Source organism: Xanthocytophaga flava, from assembly GCF_030068545.1.
In the GTDB taxonomy this organism is placed as follows: Bacteria; Bacteroidota; Bacteroidia; order Cytophagales; family 172606-1; genus Xanthocytophaga; species Xanthocytophaga flava.
The window spans coordinates 106,446-124,702 of sequence record NZ_JASJOR010000007.1; the positions used below are offsets into that span (position 1 = coordinate 106,446).

Genomic DNA, 18,257 nt, shown 5'->3' on the forward strand with positions numbered 1-18,257 from the left:
CTTGTTAAAGTTATTTATTCAGTCCTTACTTCACTACATCAATATACCTTTTTACCTATCACTATCTATTTACCTTATATTGACGACTATAGGAATATTTCTTACTTTTTTATTAGATTACTATCTATTGTTTAAAACGAAGAATAGAACGTTGAGATGGATTGCCATACTTCCATGTATTTATCTGAATATGTGGGCAATATTTGATTTGCAGGATATTTTCTTTTACCTGTGCATGATAATGCTAAAGATGGGGATTGTAAATGATCCAATCCTTAGGTTTTTTAGAGTAACCGGATTGGCTGCATTATAAGAATCAACTATTGTTGATAGGGCTAATTAGTAGACTATTTTTTAATTAAAGGTCGCTTTAGCAATCATCTTCATACTCCGCCTGAACTTATTTTGCCATAGACTATTCGGCCTGATTACTTACAATTTTACGGTTACTGTGATGACATAGCTGGTTTTATAGAGATTTATAAAATATATATAATCTCTAAAAGAGGGCAAACCTTCCTTTGTCGTAAAGCGCCTCCATTTTGTCATAATCGCATCCTATCTGACAAATTCTTTTGATATACATTTGATTTATAAAATCCAATAGCAATTGGAAGAGTATAAAATGTATTTATAGAAAATAGCTAGACATAAATGGCAACATGAACGCAAGTGACAACAAAAAGTTGATGCAGTATATATTTGATCAGCTTTCTCAAGGAAACGACCAACCATTTATAGATAGCATGGCTGATACTATGCGTTGGACATGGATGGGATCTGGGCAATGGTCCAAAACATTTGATGGGAAGCAAGCTGTATTGGGCGAGTTATGGGCAGCTGTAAGAACTACCTTAAAACCACCTTATAAAGTTATTGCTAATCGTTTTATTGCAGATGATGAATATGTGGTAGTAGAAGCCACAGGGCAAAACACTACTCCGGATGGTAAGTTATACAATAATAAATATTGTTGGGTATGCCATATTACAGAAGGTAAGCTACAGGAACTAAATGAGTATATGGATACTCAACTTGTGACTGAAACATTTCAGGGATAAAGTATTTGTGTCAGGATGCCAAAAATCCATTGGTGATATAGATACTACTAGATACAAGAAAGAATCATCTACTATCGCAAATCCAGGCGGTCCGAGAACTTATAAGATTTAATCAGCTTGTCTACCTGGTCAATGGCTTGTTGCAGGTAGTGATTGTTAAAGTTGTGAATAACCTGTTTATGTAACAGATAGAGATAGCTTATAGGTAGGCTCATGCTTACCTTCCTTCGGTTATTAAGATAGGACGATTCCAGCTTGCGTGTAAACTGATGATGTAGCCAATGCAGATCCCGCAACATAGCAATTTCAGTGTATGAACTCTTGGTGGCATAGTGTTCATACCGATAGTCTATGTTTGTGTCCAGATTGTCGGCTACATCTTTGATGGCATCTGTCAGTGCCAGCAGCACATCATGCTCCAGTGTTAACTTTAACTTGTCTTCCTGAAAAAGGAATGGCATAGAGTTGATAATAAAATAGCTGTTAGACTAAGGCGTCAAATAATACCTCAACCGGATGAAGTGCCTTGCGATGGGTACCATCATGAATCTGGTGCCGGCAACTGGTACCCGGTGCGGCGATAATAACCTCCTCGGGTTGTTTACGTACAGTCGGAAATAAAACCAGTTCACCAATCTTCATAGATACCTCATAGTGCTCTCTCTCATACCCAAAAGATCCCGCCATGCCACAACAACCCGAAGGAATAAGTTGTACTTCATAATTAGCTGGTAACGCTAACATTTTCTTTGTAGGAACTACAGAAGCCAGTGCTTTCTGGTGGCAATGTCCATGCAATTTGATCAGGCGTTTTTCCTGGTTAAACTGCTCTTTTCGGATATTGCCTGCATTGATTTCCCTTTCAAAGAACTCTTCGATCAACAATGCATTCTTAGCAAGTTTTATCGCTGTTTGCTGTAAGGATTCGGGTACGAGATCAATGTATTCATCCCGAAAGCTTAAGATTGCCGAAGGTTCAATACCAATGAGAGGTGTCTCTTCTGTGATCAGATCTTTTAACAACTCTACATTTTTAACTGCCAACGTTTGTGCATCCCGCACCATCCCTTTAGAAAGATAGGACCTGCCACTTTCATGGTGTTCCGGAATAATTACTGTGTAACCTAGCTTCTCCAGTAAGAAAATGGTTTTCTTACCAATTTCCACATCATTGAAGTTCGTAAACTCATCACAAAACAGATAGACAATCTTGGATGTGTTCGTTTTGACCGAGTGGCTATCAGCCGTTGTATGACTTGCCTGTTCCAGTACTCTGGCATCATACCATTTCCTCAACGGTGTTTTAGCCAGTAATGGCATGCTGCGGTCAGGATGAAAACCTGCAAACCGATTAGCGATTTTTCGGATGGCTGTTGTACCAAAGATGGTATTATAGACCCAGGGAGTCATAGAAGCTACTTGCATCTGTTTGGCAAAGTTTCCAACCAGCCAGCTTCTGAGAGGAATACCATTTACATCATGGTAATGCTGCAGGAATTCAGCCTTCAGCTTAGCTATATCTACATTGGATGGGCATTCAGATTTGCAGCCTTTACAGCTCAGACACAAGTCCATTACTTCTTTTACGACTCTGGCCCGACGGGCTACACCTTGTCCAGCCTTATCCATAAAAGCTGCTTTGCCTGCTTCTGATCTTTCATAGGAGGAAGGGAGCTTGGTTAAAAAGTCCCGCAGACTATTGGCACGGGCACGGGTAGTATCTTTTTCGTCACGGGTAGCCATGTAGCTTGGGCACATGGTCCCTCCTGTAAGATGCGTTTTGCGACAATCTCCAGACCCACTACACTTTTCTGTAAGACGAAGTACATTTTCCTGTCGGCTAAAACTAAAGACGGTATCTACATTGGCATAAGCCTGATCTGGCTTATACCGCAAAAAGGCATTCATAGGAGGAGTATCTACAATCTTGCCTGCATTGAAAACGCCATTGGGATCAAAGATCCGTTTTACTTCCTTAAAAAGCTGATACACTTTATCTCCCATCATAAAAGGGATAAATTCACCCCGCAAACGACCATCACCGTGTTCACCACTCAATGCTCCTCCATATTTTTTTACCAGCGCGGCTGTCTGTGCTAAAATCTCTCTGAAAAGTGCATTGCCTTCTGTCGTCTTGAGATTGATCATCGGCTCTACGTGCAACTCACCTGCTCCTGCATGGGCATACATCGAATAGGTGAGATTGTATCGCTGAAGCAATTGTTCCAGTTCACGTATATAGGCTGGCAGATCTGTTACATCGACGGCACAATCTTCGATCAGATTTACAGGTTGGGTATCGCCTGGAAGATTTCGTATCAGTCCCAGGCCTGCTTTTCTCACATCCCAGACTTGTTTGGTAGGCTCTCCATAGATAACCGGATAGGCGTAACCTAATCCTGCCTGTTTCAAGTCTGCTACCAATTTCTCTGCTCTCTGTGCTACGGCTTCCTGAGTTTCCTCCATAAATTCTACCATCAGTATAGCCTGAGGATCTCCTTCAATAAAGAAACGATTTTTATGGTATTCCGGATGTCCGTTGGTAAAATCCAGTATATACTTATCTACCAGTTCAGAGGCCATAGGAGCATGGTAATGCATGACAAGCTGATTCACGCGTAAGGCCTCATCAATGGAGTTGGCATGAATGCATACTATCGCTGTTTCTTTTGGTGGAAGGGGTAGGAGATTTAGTTTGATCTCAGTAAGGAACATCAGTGTGCCTTCCGACCCTGCAATAAGCTTCGAAAGATTAAATCTGTTTGGAGAACTTCCTTTATAATAAGGCAGGAATGCATCTAATGCATACCCGCTGTTTCTTCGCCGAATAGTAGGTTTAGGGAAATTATCGGTAATAGCAGTTTGGTTCTCCGTATTGGAAAGTAGCTGATCCAGTCGATTGTAAATACGATGTTCAAACTTTCGGTTGGCAGGTATCTGTTCAATGAAGTTAGAAACGCCAAAGTCGAGTGGATTGAATTTCTTCTGCTCAAACTCTTTGTCTGTCAGTTCGCGGAATTCTACTTCTGAGCCATCACTAAGATATCCTTTTACTGCCAGTAGATGATCTCTGGTAGTGCCCCAGACAATAGAGTGAAGACCACAGGAGTTGTTTCCTACCATACCGCCAATCATTGCCCTGCTGGCAGTAGATGTTTCCGGGCCAAAAAACAAACCATAAGGCAATAGCACTTTATTTAAATCGTCTCGAATAACACCTGGCTGCACACGTACCCATCGTTCTGTTTCGTTGATCTCCAGAATCTGGGTCATATGTTTGGATATATCCACTACCAATCCCTTTCCTACTACTTGCCCTGCGAGTGAGGTTCCGGCTGCTCTGGGGATAAGGGTAATCTGATTTTCATCCGCAAAGCGAATGAGTGTTTGTATATCATGATTGGTTTTGGGATGTGCCACAGCCAGCGGGGTTTCCTGATAGGCGGATGCATCTGTTGCATAAACGGTACGCATAGCGTTGTCCCAGTAGAGTTCGCCGATTAATTTTTGAGCCAGTAATTGAAAACGATCTTCCATGCAGGTAAACAATTTGTGCAAATGTAATGACTACACCGATAAATTCTGACAGAATTGCACTGGGTTTTTGCAAAAGTGATAACACATGGATGTTTGTAACACTGTCATTCAGAATGCGATAAGATCACTACTAAAGGAAGTTCTATCAGATTAGGGAGCCAGTTTACAATAAATTAATCCCAATTTTTATCAATTATTTTCAACAAATAGGTAACTTAAAACGTTTTTGTTGTGTGTTTAATTTAACCCTTACTGCTATGAATCTCACTCCTGAAAAAACTGCAGTTGTTCTTATCGAATTCCAAAATGATTTTACAAGTCCGGGCGGAAGTCTGCATGATGCTGTAAAAGGCGTGATGCAATCCAATAATACGTTGGCAAACACTGTCAATATGGTAACCAAAGCCCGCGAGATGGGTGCACAGATTGTGCATGTCCCTATTTCGTTTGCAGACGGCTATCACGAACTTCGTCGTCAGCCTTATGGTATCCTAAAGGGTGTGGTAGATAGCAAATCTTTCCGTAAGGGGACATGGGGAGTGGAAATTGTAGATGTACTAAAACCTCAGGCAGAAGATATAATTATTGAGGGTAAAAGAGGACTGGATGGGTTTGTCAGTACTAATTTGGATTTTATACTACGTAGCCGGGGCATTCAAACCATTGCCTTGGCTGGATTTCTGACAAACTGTTGTGTAGAGTCTACCATGCGTACCGGATATGAGCTTGGCTATGAAGTAATCACACTGACAGATTGTACGGCTACTCTAAGCGAAGAAGAACAAAAGATGGCTTGCGAAAAAGATTATCCTATGTTTTCACAACCCATGAAAGGAGCCGACTTTATTGGAGAGTTGGAAGGAAAGCTGGTGGTTGAGTCTACAGGTGGAAGAGGATATAATTAATGAACTATATAGAAATATGAGTCATCTCAAATTTGAGATGTGAGTTTACCAGCACCTATGCTTTTAGAGAGAGTATAGGTGCTGGTTTTGTTTTGGTAAATTCATATTCATAGTTTGTTATCCCAATCATCATTCTTCCACTGACTCTCTACTTTTACCAGGTTTTGCCGCACTAAACTGTATCTGATTTATTAAAAATCTCTTAGTAGTGTAATCTGGTCTGGAAAAATAATATTCTCTCAAATAGGATATGTTTCTCTGAAAAAATAATTATTTTTGTTTTGAATTGAAATATTTTTAGAGGAATTCTTGAAGTTATTGCTTTTAACCAAAGATTCTATGCCTATTTATCACAAACTAGGAAAGCTACCCACCAAACGGCATACACAGTTTGAGAAGCCAGATGGAGGATTGTACTATGAAGAATTATTTGGGACTGTAGGGTTTGAAGGTATGTCTTCCTTGCTCTATCATCTGCATCGTCCTACACAGGTCAAACAGGTAGGAGAGTCAAAAGATGTTACACCTAAGGTAGCAGTGGACCGTAATATGAAAGCCCGTAAACTGATTGGATTTCAGGTGCCGCCTGCTGATGATTTCCTTGAGTCACGAGTACCACTGCTGGTCAATACGGATCTGATTTTTGGATTGGCCGCTCCCCGTAAATCGTTGCGTGATTATTTCTACAAGAATGCAGATTCCGATGAGTTGTTATTCATTCACAAGGGGAGTGGAGTATTACGTACAATGCTTGGTAATATTTCTTTTGAATACGGTGACTATCTGATTATTCCCAGAGGAATGATTTACCAGATTGACTTTGCTACAGAAGACAATCGGTTACTATATCTTGAGAGTCATCATCCTATCTATACTCCCAAGAAATACCGGAACTGGTTTGGACAGCTACTTGAGCATTCCCCGTATTGTGAACGGGATTATAAGCTGCCTGAACAGCTGGAAACCTATAATGAAAAGGGCGACTTTCTATTAAAAATAAAGAAACAAGGATATTTACACGAACTGATGTATGGTTATCATCCGTTTGATGTGGTTGGATACGATGGATACAATTATCCCTGGGGCTTTTCGATCCATAATTTTGAACCTATTACAGGCAGAGTGCATCAGCCACCTCCTGTACATCTTACGTTTGAGACCAGTGCCTTTGTTGTATGTTCATTTTGTCCGCGATTATACGACTATCACCCGAAGGCGGTACCCGCACCCTATAATCATAGCAACATTGATTCGGATGAGGTGTTGTATTATGTAGACGGGGATTTTATGAGTCGCAATGATATTGCTCAAGGTCATATTACGCTCCATCCGGGAGGGATTCCCCATGGGCCGCATCCAGGTGCGATGGAGCGTAGCCTTGGCAAAACACGTACCGACGAACTGGCTGTGATGGTAGATACCTTTCGTCCATTGATGCTGACAGAAGAGGCATTAAAACTTGACGATGGTAAATATTATCTGTCGTGGCTTAGTGAGAATGAAGCAATCAACTGATTTTTATCAGACACTTATATCAACAAACTAATCATAATCGTATGGATGTTTCAGTAACTTCTCCTGCTATTGAGAAGATTTTTCCGGATGCGGAAGACTTTCTGCCTCTCAATGGTACCGACTATATTGAGCTGTATGTTAGCAACTCAAAACAGGCTGCACATTTTTATAAAACAGCTTTTGGATTTCAGTCATTAGCGTATGCAGGTCTCTCTACCGGATCAAAAGACTGTGAGAGTTACGTAGTACAACAAGGAAAGATTCGATTGGTACTAACTTCTCCATTAAAACCCGGCACTCTCATAGGAAAACACATTGATGATCATGGCGATGGAGTGAAATCAGTGGCCTTATGGGTAGATGATGCCGAAAAGTCATTTTATGAAACGGTAAAGCGGGGGGCTATACCGTATATAGAGCCTATTACTCAAAAAGATGAATTTGGAGAGACAAAGAAGAGTGGCATTAAGGTGTTTGGTGATACAGCCTATCTGTTTATAGAAAGGAAAAACTATCAGGGAACTTTCTTACCAGGTTTTGTCAAATGGGAATCAAACTATAATCCCGCTCCATTAGGGCTGGAGTATGTAGACCATATGGTTTGCAATGTAGGCTGGAATGAAATGAACAAGTGGGTTGAGTTTTATGCCAAGGTGATGGGCTTTACGCAGTTGGTATCTTTTGATGACAAAGACATTTCTACCGAATACACAGCCTTGATGAGTAAAGTGATGAGTAATGGAAACGGACGAATTAAGTTTCCGGTAAATGAACCTGCTGAAGGGAAAAAGAAATCACAGGTAGAAGAGTATCTGGACTTTTATCATGGACCTGGTATCCAACACATTGCAGTGGCTACAAATAACATCATCGAGACTGTAACAGCCCTGCAAAGCAGAGGAGTAGAATTTCTTTCAGTACCCGCTAGCTATTATGAAGATCTGCTGGATCGGGTTGGGGAGATTGACGAAGACTTGACACCAATCAAGGAACTGGGAATACTGGTAGATCGGGATGATGAAGGGTACCTGCTACAGATTTTTACAAAGCCCATAGAGCCACGGCCAACGTTATTTTTTGAGATTATTCAGCGGAAAGGAGCTAAGTCTTTTGGGAAAGGAAACTTTAAAGCTTTGTTTGAAGCGATAGAACGCGAACAGGAACTCAGAGGTACTTTGTAAGGTTATTTTAAACATTTTTCTTGTATAAGTAAAAACACTCGCCATCGAAAATGTGGCGAGTGTTTTTATTTTGTGAAAAATAGTAAAAATATTTCATAAACAGATGTTAACAATAGAGACTTATAGTTATAAAGAGACAGGAAAGACATTCTGAAAATACACAGTTTAGTAAAATGTATTCTAAAGCTTGTATTTCCTTTTATTTTTTATTCATCTCTTTTACTATTTACACTATGAAGTATTTTTATGTCTTGCTGATCTTGGTCAGCAGCCTTTTCTCAACCAGCTATGCAGCCAATTCTCCAGAGCTGCTTTCGCCACAACCTAATACAACAGTCGATCTCAGTAACTTTTCGGGATTTGTTGTCAATGCCAATGACAGTGCTGCCCGAAAAATTTCTATCAAGGTATGGGTCAATGATCCTAGAACACTTGTATATGAGACTTACAAACTATTTAACTATGAGTGGGATGCTGTTTACCCTGTCACGTTCTCAGATGTTACTACACTTTTGCCTAAACAACAATATTTGGTTGAGGTAAAAACACAACGTGTGGATGGCAGTATGATTGGTCAGCAATACTTTACATTCTTTACTGGTACCCAGAACGCAGTGCCGTTGTTGGTGAGCCCTGTCGAAACAGCAAAATGGTATGTGTGTCAGAATGAGCGACAAATTATAAACGATGTCATTACAATTAATGCAAATAATTCTTCTGCCCGAAAGGCAACTGTGAAGATTTATAACAAACAAACTGGGCAATCCATTGGATGGACTGCCTGGCCAGATTCAAGATCCATTGTCATTCCATTTGCCAACGCACAGGAGGCTACTACTAATCGGACGATTGGAATAAATCTTGATGAAAAGACTTTCAGTGAGTTTGATGCAGTATTTGAAATAAGTACATGGAGTGCCAATGATGCGTTGCTAAGTAAAAAGTATTACACCGTTCCTGTTGTTGTACGGCGGTTCTATCGGGTGTTACAAGCTAAATTTGTGAGTCCGATGGATGGTGATACCGGAGTTTCCTTGCTGCCTGTAATCCGGCTTACCCGTCCGGTTGAAACTGAAAAGCCTGGTTGTGATCGACCGGTTATTTTTGATACCTACGAGATAGATCGATATCCGGCAGACTGGCAGGGAGAAGACTATCAGGTAAAGGCGTTTGGCGATACTACATCCAGTTGGAGACTACCTGTTGCTTTAAAGCCAGGTGTTAAATATCAGGTAAAAGTAACCTATCGCAATGGTGGGGCTCCTTTTCCTCCATTGGAAGTATCTGAAACATTCACCACAATTGCCAGACCACTTTCTCAACCTTTGCTGGTTTCGCCTGCTCCGGATTCTACACTATATCTTGTTCCTTTTATAATGAGCTCTAATGGGGGCGATGTGACTGTGAATGCCAACGATTCCCGAGCCCGTTATATCAGAATTGATATATTTAAGACATCAACAGGAGAAAAAGTAAATTACCAACGCAATGGAGGAGTTACCTACAAGTTGCTTACTGCTGAAACTGCACAAGAAAATGTGAGTGCTGGTGCATTTATAAATGGATTTGACGGAACCCCCTATGCAGCGGAAGTCTTATTGACTACCAAGGATTCTCTAGGAGCAATGATCGGGCAAAGTAAATATAACATTACCATTAAGCCTCTTCCGGCAGATTCGACACTTGTTGTAGAATTTATAGATCCTGTGCAGGGACAAACGAATGTACCTTTGCGACCAACTATCCGTGTGAGAGAACCAGAAAATATATCTCAACATCAGTTGTATATATTCTATGGATCATACGAAATAGATCGGTATCCGGCAGATTGGCAAGGTTCAGACTATCAATTAGATCTTGTTCTGAATCGGGGTATCACATCCTGGCAGCCTGCTGCAACTTTACAACCCAATACTACTTATCAGGTACGGGTTGAATATCTTGTTCCTGGATATGGATCTTCCGATAAACAATCTATACTTACTTTTACTACAGGGCCTGCTGCAAGTACAGATCCACTACTGATCTGGCCTGCTGGCAACTCGTCGGTTTCACTATGCAATGTTGATACCTTACAGGTTAATGCCAATGATGCCAATGCGAAGAAGCTATCTGTAAAAGTATGGCGGAATGACCCGAGACAACTAATCAATGAATATACCTATGTCTTTGATAGTTCTTCTCAGGCAACACAGCTATTGCATATTCCGAACAATACGCAGAATATGCTAGCAAACCAACAATACCTGATAGAATTGAAAACACTGGCTGGCAACGGTAGCTTACTAAAACAAAAGTATTTTACCCTATTTACAACAGCCTGTTCTTCAGGTGCAAGACTGGCAGGTAATCTGGAACCAGCCCAAACATCTTTTGCATTTCCGAATCCATCTGCCACCGATTTCCAGGTACAACTACATGGAGGCTATCAGAATGCTAAACTGACTGTAATTGCAACAGATGGACGGATTGTTGGAGAGCAGGAGGGACAAGGAAATAGTGCAGTTCTGATTAAAACTACTAATCTGCCTGCTGGTTTGTATCTGATCCGGATTTCTGACCGGACAGGAATCAGAGAACAACTGAAAGTTGTAAAGCAATAGTACACTAAACAAAATTCAATACATTATTTCAACAGCACCGTTTGGCAGTTTTTCTGTAAAGCGGTGCTGTTCCTGTATATACCCATTTTATCTTCCTGAAAAATCTTCTACATTTAACGATCAACAAACAGAATAAGAGTTATGAAAAAATCCTGGGTACCAATACCAGAAGGAAGCGACTTTCCATTAGAAAATCTGCCATATGGTATTTTTCAGATTAACCGACAACATCCTCGTGCTGGGGTAGCGATAGGAGAGTACATTCTGGACCTTCATGCAGTGGCTTCTGTTGGCTTGCTGGAAGAGATACCCAATGCGGCTGAAGTTTTTGGTAGTTCTTACTTAAATGCATTTATGGCACTCGGGAAGCCTGTATGGCAAATCACCCGTCAAAGAATAATGGAATTACTCTTGGAAGGGAATAATGAGCTACAATCCTATCGGGATCAGGTATTGGTCAGGCAGGCGGATGCTACTTTACAGATGCCTGTTCAGATTGGTAACTATACAGACTTCTATTCCAGTATAGAACATGCAACTAACGTAGGGAAACAATTCCGACCGGATAATCCACTTTTGCCCAACTGGAAACATTTGCCCATAGCCTATCATGGGAGAGCCTCTTCTATTGTGATATCAGGAACCAATATTCACCGACCCAAAGGACAACGAAAAGCGGCAGATGCTGATTTACCTACTTTTGGCCCATCCAAACGAATGGATTTTGAACTGGAGGTTGCCTTTGTGATAGGCAAGGAAACAGCTTTAGGACAAACTGTTTCTACTAGTCAGGCTGAGGAGCATATCTTTGGCTTCTTTTTATTTAACGACTGGTCTGCCCGTGACATTCAGGGATGGGAATATCAGCCTCTGGGACCATTTCTCGGAAAGAACTTTGCTTCTTCCATATCACCTTGGATTGTGACCCTGGATGCACTGGAACCTTTCCGAACAGGCAGTCCGGTTCAGAATCCTGCTGTATTGCCATATTTGCAATATGAAGGGGAGCACTCTTTTGATATTCAGCTTGAAGTAGCCATTCAGCCGGAAGGGTTAGAGGAACAGGTAGTTTGCCGATCCAACTTCAACTATCTGTATTGGAACATCTGCCAGCAACTGGCACATCATACTGTTAACGGGTGTAATCTCTGTATTGGAGATGTTATGGCATCCGGTACTATCTCGGGTGAGAGTGCAGATAGTTGGGGATCACTGCTTGAGCTTACAGAGGGAGGAAAAAAGTCGTTGATTTTTTCAGATGGTATAGAAAGAAAGTTTCTGGAGGATAATGATACCGTTGTTATGAGAGGTTTTTGTGAAAAAGATGGCTTACGAATTGGTTTTGGGGAAGTACGTGGTAAATTACTGCCATCATTGTAACTACGGAATTATAGCATGATCCATACATTTGATTTTACCAAACTTTCCGTGATGGAAAGCCAGGGGCTGCTGCAAAGTTTAGTTTGTCCTCGTCCTATTGCCTTTGCCAGTACAGTTGATGCACTGGGCAATGTCAATCTGAGTCCTTTTAGCTTTTTCAACATGTTCAGTACCAATCCGCCTATTGTGGTGTTTTCTCCTTCCCGCAGAGGGAGGGATGCTACTACCAAACACACCTATGAAAATGTGCTGGAAGTACCGGAGGTAGTTATTAACATTGTAAACTATGCTATAGTAGAACAAACCTCTCTGGCTAGTGTTGAATATGAGAAAGGTGTAAACGAATTCATTAAAGCTGGGCTTACACCAGTGCCTTCTGAAAGAGTGAAACCACCACGGGTAGCAGAAAGTCCGGCCAGTCTGGAGTGTCGGGTAAATGAGATTATCCCGTTAGGAACGGGTGGGGGTGCTGGTACACTGGTCGTTTGTGAAGTATTGCTGGTACATGTGAAGGAAGAAGTGCTAGATGCATCCGGTAAGAGGGCAAATCCCAGAGCGTTGGATCTGGTTGCCAGGATGGGAGGAGATTACTATGCCCATATATCAAGTGAGTCGTTATTTATCGTACCTAAACCGAATCAGAAAAAAGGGATAGGCGTGGACCAGATTCCTTTTCGTATCCGTAACAGCCGGATTTTGTCAGGAAATAATCTGGGAAGGTTAGGCAATACGGAAGTAATGCCAGATAAGGATGCTGTGTCGGCCTTTGCAAATGACCCGCGCATTGCAGAGATCTTTGAACGGTTTTCGCATCATACAGAATCATTAGAAGATCATTTACATCAACTGGCAAAAGAATTACTGGAGGCCGGGCAGGTAGACAATGCCTGGAAGACTTTGTTACAGTTACCATAAGAATAGGAGTCATTCCAAATATTGAGTAAAAGGATTTGACTTTGCAGCGGAATAAATAGTGAAATAAATAAGCTACCATGAGCCGTTGTGGCGGTGTGCTGGCCTTCTTGCTGCCACAAGGAGAGCTCCTGTCCCATAACTTTTCTGAGAAAGTGGTTGGTACATACAGAAAAAATACTCTCTCTGTCCTCCTGAAAGGAATCCCCTGCTGTCCTTCTGAAAGAATCTTGTGACAAATAGAGCCATGTCCGGTTTCTGAGAGAGAAAAATATCTCCAGTCGGAAAGGCCGCTGGTCTTGCAACAGCCTGCCACGCCCACGCTAAATTGTGGCAGGCTTGGCGTGGGCGGGAAGATCCTTTCAGGAGGACAAAAAGGAAGAGAGGGCAAACGAAGGAGCACAGGAAGAAGAACTGTCCTTCCAGGAAGTGTGTTTCTGAGTGTTTTACTTAGCAGCAGTGAACCTCTTGGCTTTCCAGAAAAGCTACCTAAAACAAAAAGCCGTAGTCCAATAGACTACGGCTTTTCATATTCCACAAAATACTACCAGCTACATATCAAGCTGCCAGTGTTGCTTTGTGATTGGTGATTGCCGACATAGAGCCATCTATTACTGATAGGCGTTGCTCAATCTCATCTAGTTCCGATTCGCGTAACACTACCGCTGTGGTACCATATTGCAGCTTACGTTGTTGGGCAGTAAACAACTTGTATTCCGCCTTTACTTTTCGTGTCTCCATCTCCGTTTTAGTTGTGCCTTCAGGCAGCACAGCGATGATGGCAGTCAAAGAGTCTACTTCAGCTTCTGCTGAGGCTAAGGTAGCCTCAATATCACTTGCCCGGTCTGAGGCGTTATCACGGTTACGGGTAGTCGCGATTTGCTTGTATTCCAGATCACTTTTCAGGTCGCTGAGTTGGTCAAGTACTTTGTTGCAGTCTGCTTTGGTTGTCAATAAGGTTAATGTTAAGGCCATATGAATGTATAATTAGTTGTGTGTAACATAGAGTCACCAGTCAGTGTCCGGACTACTTGCTGATTGACTTTACAAATATCGGCATTAAATGCATGCGATTTTGAGCGTTGTTTTGATTATCAGAACTACGCTCAAATGGTACATTATACTTAATTATAGTTACTTTTATTCACCAGTGGTAGGTTTATATGCGTGGATTATCGGCAAATACTACATAGGAAAGAAAATAGTCGAAAGGAGAATTCTTTAAGAAAGGGTTATCCCTATTTTTGAAAGCAACTTTTCTACTGCTGACGTCAGATTAGTAGTAAAAGCAGAGTGATAAAGCAATGACTTCTGGATATAAGGACTGAATAGTTCATTGTGACACACATAAAAACACACTATATAAACGAATTACTATGGGATTATTTAAACGGATCTTCGGCAAAGGAGATGCAGAGCAGGACAAAAGGGTTAATAACGAAGTTGAGCAAATAAAGTCTGGCCAGATTACCAAAATCTATCCTATCCTGAAGCCGGGCGACTGGGTTGGGATACAGGCAGGTGCATTGAAACAAACGTTGTTAGGCACACAGGAACAGCCCGAACTGGTAGTTGCCTTTGGATATGATGCACCCACTAACTTTGTTTTTTTAATGCCTAATGACCTGGAAGGTAAAGATCCCGGTCAGGTACTGACTTCCGCCTACGAAAACCTGGAAGCGATAGAGTCGCCCTTCGAGTTTATTGGAAGTCTTGCTAACCAGGCATTGGCAGCCTCTGGCAATGACTTTTCAAGCGAAAAGATTCTTTGTCAGAACCATATGTTAAAGGCGCATGAACTACTACAGGCAGAAGAACTATTGGTGTCTATTCCAAGACGTACCTGTATGACAATTATCTCCAGACAAGCAGACAGAGATTCATTAGCTAAATTTGCCGCTATACACAACTATACCTGGCAGGACGACTCTTATGGAAACGCCCCCATCATCAATGCGTTATTTATTGTCAAAGATGGATTGATTAGTAGTGTAATCTCTCTGGATAAGTAATCAAGGGAGATTTAAGCTATGTGACAAGTTCATGGGGGTTAGTCTACTATGTCAAGCTTCTCTAAGAGGCTAGCAGCTTTCTTTGATTCATAGTCTTTTAGCTGTTTTTTGGTGGCCCGTCCTTTCCAGCTTATTTCCAGGATCTCGGTGAGCAGGACTTTATTGTAGTTGTGCAGCCACATTGCAATATAGGGATAAGCCTTAAAATGGTCGGGTAAGTGAAAAATCTCCGGGTGGCTGTCCAGGTATTTGTCTCTTTCCTCAAATCCGATCCGAATAGAGATAAACTCTCCACTGTCGTGAAGGCGACACATAAGTTTTCCGCGAACCGTTACCGAAGGTGTACCTTCATGAGAAATGCCTTCTTCTGTGTCAGGGAAGGTTAAGGCAACAGCCTTCACCGGATCAAAATCGGCATAGTTAAATTTTTGTCGCTGGTCTTTCATCAGTATGCGGGATGGGTTTGTGTACTTACTGCCCAGTAGTTGCCTGCTATGTCATAAAACGAACCTCGTGTGTCCGGATCTCCTTCTTTATTGACAGGCTTCTCGATGATCTGACAACCATTGTCTATGGCTAACTGAAAGGTACTGAATACATCTGGCACATAGATATGCAACATGGTTTTGTTAGCAGCATAGTTTTCCGTGCTGTTGCTGATCATAAGTACGGTATCGTCAAGCCGCAATTCTATATGAGCAATCTTGCCGTCTTCACGGCCAAAGCGTCTTAGAGTGGTAGCATCAAAGATTGTGGTAAGCTGATCTACCAGTTTTTGGGCATCGTCAACAATGAGGTATGGAGCAAGAGAAGTATACTTTTCAGGTTTGTAGGTGGTCATGTTGTGTGGTAAGTGCTGGTTGTGTGATTTCTACTAGTCTAGTGCTGAGCCTTTAACCAAAGATAGGTGCCTTGTGTAGGATTTGCAAGTGAGTAGTTTGTTTTGTTGGACCTGATACCCTTGAGATATAGTATCTTGTGTACATCCAATAGTTAGTATATTTACTGCCTCTGGTATATACATATATCCTTTAAAATTCATGAACAACAAGTTTGAGATCTTAGATAATCTGTCAATAATTACACAACCCGGAGTTTCAGTAAGTCAGCTGATGTTAAATGGTATCAGCCTTGGAGACGATGAAAGCCTGCTCAGCATAGAATTTGTAGAATCTCAATGGCAGGTTGACAAAATGACAAAGTGGGTAAAAAGCAAAATAGGTGGTCAATATAAAATCAAAAATGGAAAAGTTGTAGAGATATCTCTGATGGAAGAGTTGGTAGAAAGTCTACGAATCACCTCAACTAAAGATATTTTCCAGAATTTTGGCCCTACTAAGGCCATTGATAAAAAGTATGGTCAACTCCTTTTCCATTACGAACCCCGTAATATAGTAGTACACTGGTCTGAAACTGATAAGAAACTGACTAGAATCTTTTGGGGTGATGTAATCCCTTATCCGACCCTTCGTCGGGAAAATCTGCTAGAGCAATATCTTGACCTACGAGGCTTCTCGCCTGAGCCACACTCGTGGAGTGAAAAAAACTTTAGAAATAATCCACCAAGGCTGTATCGGTATAAGCAGTTAGACTCACTCTTCCAGGCATTTGGCATTGACCTAAAATACATGCAGTCATTTGAGGAGGGAGAGTTCATTAAAGCAAGACCAGTAACAGATTATACAGAATGGTTTAGTGATATAGAAGCTTATGGTCTCCAAACAGGCTTGGAAAGAGATAGAGACTTTAATAGGGATACTGTAAACCATGACAAATTGATACGCATATTTGCCTACTTATTCAAATACCGCATGGTATTGGAAAGAACACTTCAGTATAATTCTGGCTGGTTGGAAGCTGGCGCCACATGGGCTAGATACATGATTGATAAGACGGAAGGTTTCCTCAATGAAGAAAACAGAGCCTACATAAAGTATCTGGATAATTTGTTGTGTTTTGCCATAGATCCATATCAGCAGCAATACAAAAAATACGAGTTAATAGAAAAGTATGGATATCCGGATGTAGATCTGAGTGATATTGATGCTGACTATTATTAAATACATATCATCGCAGATTCATTCTATGAACGAGTTTGCGGACATTCTTATTGAAGAAATTGTGGGTCTTATCCAAGTTACTTCTATTATATTCCAGGCGACTAGAATACAGGCAGTTATCAATACTATTAATCTCAGCATATACAAATAACAAAGACGAAATAAATGCAGGAGAACGACTGACAGCTGCTTATTAAACCAGATAAAACTCTCTAATATAAAAAAATACCTGTAATCAAGTCATGAAAGCCCTTGCTTTACTATTTCTATCTATAATATTACTCTCTTGCAAAACTTCTGTTTTAACTAGTAAACGGGAAGGTTGTCTACTAGACTCTAGTAAGGCAGAAAGAATAATAGAATTTCTCACCCGTACTGTCCCCGAGTATAAGATTAAAGCTAAAGAAGACTTTTCTTTTGAGAAGGATAATTGCTTTATTAAGAGAGTTGGAATCTATGATTTAACAAATTCTCCCGTTATTAATACTTTTACAAATAGAAGCGAATTCAAATTAGAAAATTCCCATATCTATCATTTTTATGTACTAGATCCGCAACTTTCGTTTAGTCATATTTTGTATATAGATAGGAATGGTCAGTTCACCTTTTTTGAATCAATTAATTGCAAAAACAGAGGCAATACATTACAGGAAGTAATTAGTTATCTTACTCACAAGTTAGCAACAAACCCACAAAAAGATCAAATCATAGAAAGAGTCAAAAATTACAGAAATTATTATAGGATAGGTGCAATTGACGATATTTATGTACCTCTGCAATGTGACTGTGAATCTTGTGAGTAGAACAATTTTCTAACAAGTACATCTGACTTTGACTTCATAAGAAATCCCTTTCTTAAATCACTCTATTTTATCCTCCTAAAAGAATCAGTCTATCTCTTTGGAAAAGTCATCTCCCCCTTCGCTGTCCTCCTGAAAGGAACTCGTGACAAGACCGGCGGCATCTCCCTTTGGAGTACATTTTTCTCTCTCAGAAATCAAGCATAGCACTATTTGTCACAAGATTCTTACAGAAGGACAAAGAGGGGTGTATTTTTTCCAGACGGGCAGATGGGGAGTTTCTTTCAGGAG

General features: G+C 41.0%; 15 protein-coding genes. 10 read left to right on the forward strand and 5 right to left on the reverse strand.

Going from position 1 to position 18,257, the window contains the following annotated elements:
- Positions 1-662: 662 nt before the first annotated feature.
- Positions 663-1,061 carry a nuclear transport factor 2 family protein gene (locus tag QNI15_RS12495; RefSeq protein WP_314031984.1) on the forward strand — a complete coding sequence of 133 codons (399 nt, stop codon included), beginning with the start codon at positions 663-665 and terminating at the stop codon, positions 1,059-1,061.
- A gap of 71 nt (positions 1,062-1,132) precedes the next feature.
- Here QNI15_RS12495 and QNI15_RS12500 read toward each other — a convergent pair whose 3' ends face one another.
- Positions 1,133-1,522: a hypothetical protein gene (locus QNI15_RS12500; protein ID WP_313976816.1), complete on the reverse strand. Its 390-nt coding sequence runs from the start codon at positions 1,520-1,522 to the stop codon at positions 1,133-1,135.
- A gap of 22 nt (positions 1,523-1,544) precedes the next feature.
- Complete coding sequence (locus tag QNI15_RS12505) at positions 1,545-4,598, reverse strand: FAD-binding and (Fe-S)-binding domain-containing protein (protein WP_314031986.1); 3,054 nt, start codon at positions 4,596-4,598, stop codon at positions 1,545-1,547.
- Between the two features lie 257 nt (positions 4,599-4,855).
- Here QNI15_RS12505 and QNI15_RS12510 point away from each other — a divergent pair, with 257 nt between their 5' ends.
- From QNI15_RS12510 to QNI15_RS12535, 6 genes are all read left to right on the forward strand, one after another.
- Entirely contained in the window at positions 4,856-5,503 is a 648-nt protein-coding gene (locus tag QNI15_RS12510) for a cysteine hydrolase (protein ID WP_314031988.1), read from the forward strand.
- Positions 5,504-5,842: 339 nt separating this feature from the next.
- Complete coding sequence (locus tag QNI15_RS12515; protein WP_314031990.1) at positions 5,843-7,018, forward strand: homogentisate 1,2-dioxygenase; 1,176 nt, start codon at positions 5,843-5,845, stop codon at positions 7,016-7,018.
- 41 nt (positions 7,019-7,059) lie between these two features.
- Complete coding sequence (gene hppD, locus QNI15_RS12520) at positions 7,060-8,199, forward strand: 4-hydroxyphenylpyruvate dioxygenase (protein WP_314031992.1); 1,140 nt, start codon at positions 7,060-7,062, stop codon at positions 8,197-8,199.
- A 233-nt stretch (positions 8,200-8,432) separates the two neighbouring features.
- Positions 8,433-10,802 carry a T9SS type A sorting domain-containing protein gene (locus tag QNI15_RS12525; RefSeq protein WP_314031993.1) on the forward strand — a complete coding sequence of 790 codons (2,370 nt, stop codon included), beginning with the start codon at positions 8,433-8,435 and terminating at the stop codon, positions 10,800-10,802.
- Positions 10,803-10,943: 141 nt separating this feature from the next.
- Entirely contained in the window at positions 10,944-12,182 is a 1,239-nt protein-coding gene (gene fahA, locus QNI15_RS12530) for a fumarylacetoacetase (RefSeq protein WP_314031995.1), read from the forward strand.
- A gap of 15 nt (positions 12,183-12,197) precedes the next feature.
- Positions 12,198-13,097, forward strand: a complete 900-nt coding sequence (locus QNI15_RS12535; protein ID WP_314031997.1) for a flavin reductase family protein — start codon at positions 12,198-12,200, stop codon at positions 13,095-13,097.
- A gap of 555 nt (positions 13,098-13,652) precedes the next feature.
- Here QNI15_RS12535 and QNI15_RS12540 read toward each other — a convergent pair.
- On the reverse strand, positions 13,653-14,069 hold the full coding sequence (locus QNI15_RS12540) for a hypothetical protein (protein WP_314031999.1): 417 nt from the start codon (positions 14,067-14,069) through the stop codon (positions 13,653-13,655).
- A 401-nt stretch (positions 14,070-14,470) separates the two neighbouring features.
- On the opposite strand from QNI15_RS12540, the gene QNI15_RS12545 reads away from it, so the two are divergent.
- Complete coding sequence (locus QNI15_RS12545) at positions 14,471-15,106, forward strand: hypothetical protein (RefSeq protein WP_314032000.1); 636 nt, start codon at positions 14,471-14,473, stop codon at positions 15,104-15,106.
- A gap of 38 nt (positions 15,107-15,144) precedes the next feature.
- Here QNI15_RS12545 and QNI15_RS12550 read toward each other — a convergent pair whose 3' ends face one another.
- The gene (locus tag QNI15_RS12550; protein WP_314032001.1) at positions 15,145-15,552 is read right to left on the reverse strand and encodes a hypothetical protein; all 408 of its coding nucleotides are present in this window, start codon (positions 15,550-15,552) and stop codon (positions 15,145-15,147) included.
- Positions 15,552-15,947 (reverse strand): VOC family protein, encoded by a 396-nt coding sequence (locus QNI15_RS12555; RefSeq protein WP_314032003.1) that lies wholly within the window; start codon positions 15,945-15,947, stop codon positions 15,552-15,554. Before QNI15_RS12555 ends, QNI15_RS12550 begins: the two co-directional genes overlap by 1 nt.
- Positions 15,948-16,146: 199 nt before the next feature.
- Here QNI15_RS12555 and QNI15_RS12560 point away from each other — a divergent pair, with 199 nt between their 5' ends.
- Both QNI15_RS12560 and QNI15_RS12565 read left to right on the forward strand, forming a co-directional pair.
- Positions 16,147-17,166, forward strand: a complete 1,020-nt coding sequence (locus QNI15_RS12560) for a hypothetical protein (protein ID WP_314001276.1) — start codon at positions 16,147-16,149, stop codon at positions 17,164-17,166.
- Between the two features lie 242 nt (positions 17,167-17,408).
- Positions 17,409-17,969, forward strand: coding sequence for a hypothetical protein (locus QNI15_RS12565; protein WP_314001278.1), 561 nt, complete (start codon positions 17,409-17,411; stop codon positions 17,967-17,969).
- Positions 17,970-18,257: the final 288 nt, after the last annotated feature.